Annotated in this window: 5 protein-coding genes; 2 read left to right on the forward strand and 3 right to left on the reverse strand. The window is 62.0% G+C overall.

The features are described 5' to 3' along the window. Window positions 1-130: 130 nt before the first annotated feature. Window positions 131-445 (reverse strand): ArsR/SmtB family transcription factor, encoded by a 315-nt coding sequence (locus AC1DUU_RS20985; RefSeq protein ID WP_476785331.1) that lies wholly within the window; start codon window positions 443-445, stop codon window positions 131-133. Between the two features lie 339 nt (window positions 446-784). Between AC1DUU_RS20985 and AC1DUU_RS20990 the strand changes: the two genes are divergently transcribed. Together AC1DUU_RS20990 and gltX are read left to right on the forward strand one after the other, a co-directional pair. After that, entirely contained in the window at window positions 785-2,587 is a 1,803-nt protein-coding gene (locus AC1DUU_RS20990) for an ABC transporter ATP-binding protein (protein ID WP_476785332.1), read from the forward strand. A 160-nt stretch (window positions 2,588-2,747) separates the two neighbouring features. Then, window positions 2,748-4,121, forward strand: a complete 1,374-nt coding sequence (gene gltX, locus AC1DUU_RS20995) for a glutamate--tRNA ligase (protein WP_476785335.1) — start codon at window positions 2,748-2,750, stop codon at window positions 4,119-4,121. Here the strand turns inward: gltX and AC1DUU_RS21000 are convergent. Together AC1DUU_RS21000 and AC1DUU_RS21005 are read right to left on the reverse strand one after the other, a co-directional pair. Then, window positions 4,039-4,833, reverse strand: a complete 795-nt coding sequence (locus AC1DUU_RS21000) for a DUF2865 domain-containing protein (RefSeq protein ID WP_476785333.1) — start codon at window positions 4,831-4,833, stop codon at window positions 4,039-4,041. The two genes, gltX and AC1DUU_RS21000, sit on opposite strands and share 83 nt — an antisense overlap. Before the next feature lie 347 nt (window positions 4,834-5,180). Further along, on the reverse strand, window positions 5,181-5,896 hold a 716-nt coding region (locus tag AC1DUU_RS21005; RefSeq protein ID WP_476785334.1), incomplete at its 5' end, for a phosphate acyltransferase.

A 5,896-nucleotide genomic window follows, 5' to 3' on the forward strand; every position in this document is an offset into this window, starting at 1 on the left:
GCCGGAACATCCAGCCATGTCGCGACAAGCTCAGGCACGGTCAGCGCCCGCCAGACCTTTTCCGGAGCGGCCTCGAGTTCGCATTCGACGACGATGTCTTCGTCGCTTCCGTCCTGCTGCCGGGCGTCCATCATTGGTCCATCTCCTTGAGCAGCGTCTTCAGCCTCTCGACACGCTCCGGCCAGAAGGCGCGGTAGCGGGTCAGCCAGTCGAACAGCGGCCGCAATCCGTCGGGATTGACGGAGTAGTTCACATGCCTGCCGGCACGTTCCTCGTTGACCAGGCCCGCACTACGCAGCACGGCGATGTGCTGTGAAACGGCCGGCTGGGAAATCTCCAAGCCTTCCCGCAACTCGGTGGCATTTCTTGCCCCAGCGATCAGACGATCGAGAACTGCGCGGCGAGTCGGGTCGGACAGGGCTCGGAAAACATCGAATTCATTCATGTTTGTGAGATAAGCACGGACTTATCTGTTGTGCAAGTGGCCCGTTTTTTCGTTTCGTTTCTGGCACAACAGGCTTCGGTCCAGAGTGGGGCTTGGCTAAGCAAAAATGCTCGGTTATAAGCAACCTCTTCGCGGCCACTAGCAGGGAGGTCTGAATGCCAGAATATGACATGTCCTCCCGAGGTTCGAACCGGGGTCACTGACCCGGCGAACAGCTTCCGGCGTTCTGTATTTCCGACGCCCCGCATCGCGACTTCCTGATTCAGCAAGAATTATTCGTCGCACCTTTGAACATCTTTCTTTAGGGACGGCGTCGGCTTCCGGCGCCTCAATGGCATCATGGCTCGTTTTCGTATTGATCTGCGCGGCGGTGCTTTTCGCAGCGTATTAGGCTTCACTTTCAAGCACTGGCGCCGTCAGCCGGTGCGGATCGTCTTGATTTCGGCGACCGTGCTCATCTCGACCATGGCCGACGTCTTGACGCCGCTCTTCGCGGGCCGGCTGATTGACGCTGTCGCAAGTGGTGCGGCGACAAACGAGGTGGCCTGGAACGCCGCCCTGTCGGCGTTCTTCACGCTGCTCGCATTGGCGACCGGTTCGCTGGTGTTTCGCCACATCACCTTCATCGCCATCATCGACCTGACATTGAAGATGATGTCCGACATCGCCCAGAACGCGTTCCATCGCGTTCAGCGCTTTTCGACCGACTGGCACGCCAACAGCTTTGCCGGATCGACGGTGCGCAAGGTGACGCGGGGCATGTGGGCGCTCGACCTGCTCAATGACACCCTTTTGCTGGCGCTTCTGCCGTCCATCGCGATGCTGGTTGGCTCGACAATCCTGCTTGGCTGGCACTGGCCGATGATGGGTCTTATCATCGCCGCTGGCTCGATCATCTTCATCGTCCAGACGGTGGTGATGTCGTTGGGCTTTGTCGCGCCGGCCGCAAGCCTTGCCAACCGTTGGGACACGCGCCTTGGCGGTTCCTTGGCCGATGCCGTCAGCTGTAATCAGGTGGTCAAGGCTTTTGGCGCCGAGGAGCGCGAGGAAGGGCGGCTCGCCAAGGTGATCGCCAAGTGGCGCAACCGCACGGCGCGCACCTGGGCGCGTGGTACGATCAACGGCACGGCGCAAAACGTCACTCTGGTTCTGCTGCGGGCTGCAATCATCGGCTTTGCGCTGATGTTGTGGTCCAACGGGCAGGCAACTGCCGGCGATATCGCTTTCGTCTTGACCTCGTTCTTCCTGCTACAGGGCTATCTGCGCGATGTCGGCATGCACATCCGCAACCTGCAGCGCTCGGTCAACGACATGGAGGAGCTTGTCGACATCCAGGGGCAGCCGCTCGGCGTTGCTGATCGTCCTGGCGCCAAGCCGATCCAGATCCGCGATGGCGGCATTGAGTTCGACAATGTGACGTTCCACTATGGCACGCACGCGCTGCCGCTCTACCGGGACTTCTCGGTGTCGATCAAGCCGGGCGAGCGCGTCGGTCTTGTCGGTCACTCCGGCTCGGGCAAGACGACGTTCGTCAAATTGATCGAGCGGCTCTACGATGTCGGCGGAGGCCGGATCACGATCGATGGGCAGGACATCGCCAAGGCGACACAATCGTCTTTGCGTTCGCAGATCGCGATCGTCCAGCAGGAACCTATCCTGTTTCACCGTTCGTTGGCCGAAAACATCGCCTATGCCCGGCCAGGCGCGACGCAGGCCGAGATCGAGCATGCGGCAAAGCTTGCCAGTGCGCATGATTTCATCCAGCGCCTGCCCAAGGGTTACGGCACGCTGGTCGGCGAGCGCGGCGTCAAGCTGTCGGGTGGCGAGCGCCAGCGTGTTGCGATTGCCCGCGCCTTCCTGGCCGATGCGCCGATCCTGATTCTCGATGAGGCGACGTCGAGCCTTGATTCGGAATCGGAGGTGCTGATCCAGGAGGCCATGGAACGGCTGATGGTCGGTCGCACGACGCTGGTCATCGCGCATCGGCTGTCGACCGTGCGTTCGCTCGACCGCCTTCTGGTCTTCGATCGCGGCGAGATCGTCGAGGAAGGCCGCCACGAAGCGCTGGTCCGGCGCGACGGCGGCATCTACCGCCGCCTGTTCGAACGTCAGGCGCTCGAGCTGACCAAAGGGCTCGTCTGAGTAGTTATGGGCCGCGAGAAATCGCGGCCCATTCGTCAGTTTCGGGCAGCTGTGGCCCTCATTGGTAGGCTCATATTCAAGCTGAGCTTGCGTTGTTTCTGAAAGGCGGGTCCGGTGGCGCTGACTTGTCAACAAACGAGCCTTCCGCTACGCCCCAATGATGACAGTTACAGTTCGCTTCGCTCCTTCGCCAACCGGCCGCATCCACATCGGCAATACGCGCACGGCCCTGTTCAATTGGCTGTTCGCCCTCAAGCACAAGGGGCGCTTCGTCCAGCGCTTCGACGACACCGACGCCGAGCGTTCGCGTCAGGAATTCGCCGACTCGATTTTGTACGACCTGCATTGGCTTGGCATCTTCCCGGACCAGACCGAATACCAGTCGCGCCGCTTTGCCAGCTATGATGCTGCGGTCGACAAGCTCAGGGCGGCTGGTGTGCTCTATCCGTGTTACGAAACGCCAGAGGAGCTTGATCTGCGCCGCAAGGTCCGCCGCACACGCGGCCTGCCGCCGGTCTATGGCCGCGAGGCGTTGAAGCTGACCAATGAGGAGCGTGCTGCCTATGTGCAGGACGGCCGCAAGGCGCATTGGCGGTTCATGCTGCCGAACTTCAAGTCCAACCCGTTTGAAACCGAGCGTACCGAGGTCCACTGGAGCGATCTGGTTCGCGGCGAAGAGACCGTCGACCTGGCGTCGCTCTCCGACCCGGTTCTGGTGCGCGAAGACGGCACATATCTCTATACGCTGCCATCCGTGGTGGATGACATCGAGATGGAGATCAGCCATGTCATTCGCGGCGACGACCATGTCACCAATACCGGCGTGCAGATCGCTCTATTCCGCGCGCTCGGTGCTGAGCCGCCGGTGTTCGGCCACCACAATTTGTTGACGACCGCCTCTGGCGAGGGCCTCTCCAAGCGCACCGGCGCATTGTCGATCGAAAGCCTGCGCGAGAGCGGCATCGAGCCGATGTCGGTCGCTTCGCTGGCGGTGCTGGTCGGCACATCCGAAAATGTGACGGCGGTTACCAATCTTGGCGACCTTGCCGAAAAGTTCGATCCGGCGGCGACTTCCAAATCGGCCTCCAAATTCGATCCTGACGAACTGGTAGTCCTCAACCGCGCGCTGCTGCACCACATGTCATTTGCCGAGGTGCGCGATAGGCTTCTGTTACTGGGCGTCAGTGGCGAGCATGCCGAGGCATTCTGGATGGCTGTGCGCGGCAATCTCGATCGGCTGTCAGACGCAGCATCGTGGTGGCGCATTCTGCGCGAGGGGCCACAGCCGGTGGCCGAGCTCGCCGACGAGGACCGCGAATTCGTCGGTCAGGCGCTGGACCTTTTGCCGGAAGAGCCATGGGACGCCAATGTCTGGAAGGACTGGACAGGTGCGGTGAAGAAAGCAACGGGCCGCAAGGGCAAGGCGTTGTTCATGCCGCTCAGGCTTGCGCTCACCGGGCTGGAGTCGGGCCCGGAACTCGCAGACCTGTTGCCGCTTGTGGGTCGGGAAGGAACGTTGGCCCGACGGCCCTGACCTTGCGGTCGGGATCGGGCGCCGGCCGAGGCGCGATCGTCGCGGGGACTTCCTCCACTGGCTTTGCCTGTGGGGCGCTCGGGACCGGGCGTCCTTCACCGGCGATGACGGAAAAGTTCCTGTTCTGGCTCACATTGCAGYCGCATGCCGGCACACGCGGCAGATCGACCCGTTTGTAGCGGTAAGCCGTGGACAGGTTTCGATAGGGCTGGCCGGAACGGGCCGAAACCATGCTGTCTTGTGGCTGGCCTTCGTTCAGGTGATAGAAAAGCTCGATCTCAGTTCCCGGGCAGCTCGCTTCGCAGTTCTTCTCATCACGCTGGAAATCCTGGAGACCGGCAGCGTTGGACATGGGAAAGAAGTATCCGTCGCAAGTTCGCACACACAACGTGCGGTACTCGCCGATGGCTTGTTCCTGGCTTCGGCTGATCACGATGTGCTGCGGATAGCTCTCGGTGGGGCTCAGGCTTTGCGCACTGCCGCCGCGAATGATCGTACCACCGATCTGGTCGTCGAGCGGTTCAGTGTCGGTGGCAGCATCTTCTTGCCCGTCGTCCTGGTCGTTGCAGCCAGCCAGCTGCATCGCATCGAGAATGCGGATGCGTTCGCGCCGCGTGCTTTTGTTCGGCCGCGCCGGCTGTCGGTCGAGATTGCCGAGATTGTTTTCCATCTCGGCGATTTTGGCGTTGAGGGCGGCGCATTCGGCAATCATGTCGCCCGCAATGGCACGGCCGCAGCCGAGATCCGAGGCCTTAATGCGGGCAAGGTCGATCTGGTCTTCCTGGGTGTTAGCGGCAGCCGCGAATTCGTCCGACTGCACGAAACTGCCGGGAGGCTGCAGGCGGGCGAGTTCCGTCTCCAGTTGGAGGCATTGCGGCGAGGCGACGAACGAGGTTCCGCTCGTCAGGATTGCCAGGGCGACCGCAGCCAACCAGGTCGAGCCTGCCCGCCTTACTTCGCTTCCGCCGCGCCTGAACATGCCTCTCCCTAGCGAGTCGACTCAACTCTGGCGACGACGAGGTTAACCGTTTGCCTGGAAGCGGCTAACCTCGATTTAGATCAGGCCGTCGCGTGCGCCCGCTGCGACGCCTCGACTACGGCCAATGCCGTCATGTTGACGATCCCGCGCGAGGTGACGGAAGGCGTCAGGATATGGGCTGGCTGGGCGGTGCCGAGCAGGATCGGGCCGACATGCAGCGCGTCCATCATCGTCTTGACCGTGGTCAGCGCGATGTTGGCGGCGTCGAGATTGGGGAAGACCAGCAGATTGGCTTCACCCTTCAGCGTCGAATGTGGATAGACGCGCTGGCGCAACACCTCGGAGAGTGCGGAGTCACCGTGCATTTCGCCGTCGCTGGCCAACTCAGGGGCGATGCGCTTCAGGATAGCTGCTGCTTCGCGCATCTTTTGAGCGCTCAGCGAATCGCGCGAGCCGAAGTTCGAGTGCGACAAGAGCGCGGCCTTGGGTTCGATGCCGAAGCGGCGGATTTCGTCGGCCGCCAGCATCGTCATCTCGGCGATCTCTTCGGCTGTCGGGTCGACAGTCACATAGGTGTCGGTGAAGAACAGCACGCCGCGTTGCGTGATCAGCATGGACAGTGCGGACAGGTCGCGGTCCTTGACGCCGTCGCGGGCGCCCACGATCAGCGTGACGTTGCGCAGGTGGCGCTCGAAACGGCCCTCCAGCCCGCAGATCATGGCGTCGGCGTCGCCGCGCTTGAGCGCGATCGCCGCAATTACCGTGTTGTTGGTGCGCACCATGGTGCGTGCAGCCT

The sequence above is a fragment of the Aminobacter sp. P4_H6_2 genome (assembly GCF_056400805.1).